The organism is Psychromonas sp. 14N.309.X.WAT.B.A12, from assembly GCF_030397575.1.
GTDB lineage: Bacteria > Pseudomonadota > Gammaproteobacteria > Enterobacterales > Psychromonadaceae > Psychromonas.
The window spans coordinates 1-651 of the sequence record NZ_JAPNXS010000034.1 but is presented as its reverse complement, the minus strand read 5'-3'; the positions used below and the strand labels follow the sequence as shown (position 1 = coordinate 651).

General features: G+C 46.7%; 1 protein-coding gene. It reads right to left on the bottom strand.

What is annotated here, in order from left to right; genetic code table 11:
* Positions 1-651 (bottom strand): Ig-like domain-containing protein (locus tag OW492_RS16945; protein WP_290041709.1); only part of this gene is annotated, 651 nt, incomplete at both ends.

Here is a 651-nt window from a genome sequence, read left to right as displayed (position 1 = left end):
GTGACGTCTCGTTAGTCACTAACGCATCAATACTCACGTTTAAGCCAGTCGTATCCACTTCAACCGTACCGGTGTTTGTTGCGCTATTACCCGCCGCATCTGAAGCGGTGACGGTAATAATGGTTTCACCATCATCCAGTGCAGGTAAGGTGTTATCCGCTAATGTCCAAGTGCCATCAGTATTATTAGTCGCGTCATACTGAACACCATCAACTATAACTTCAATAGAAGCTGTAGGATCATTTACAGTCCCTGTTAATTCTGGAGTAGTATCATTGGTAATAATTGAATCGACGCTCATCACTGGTGCAGTCGTATCAATCTCAATGGTTGTTGTTGCGCTATCGCTATGGCCGGCTTCATCACTCGCAGATACACTCACTTCAACCTCACCTTCGGTTAAGTCAGGTAAAGTATCAGCCGCTAAACTCCAGGTCCCATTTTCGTTATTCACTGCGGTGTAATCAACCGCATTGACTGTCACAATCACGGTCGCAGTTGGGTCGTCAATGCTACCGCTTAACGCAGGTGACGTCTCGTTAGTCACTAACGCATCAATACTCACGTTTAAGCCAGTCGTATCCACTTCGACCGTGCCGGTATTGGTTGCTGTATTGCCTGCAGTATCAGTGGCGGTAGCCGTAATAACGA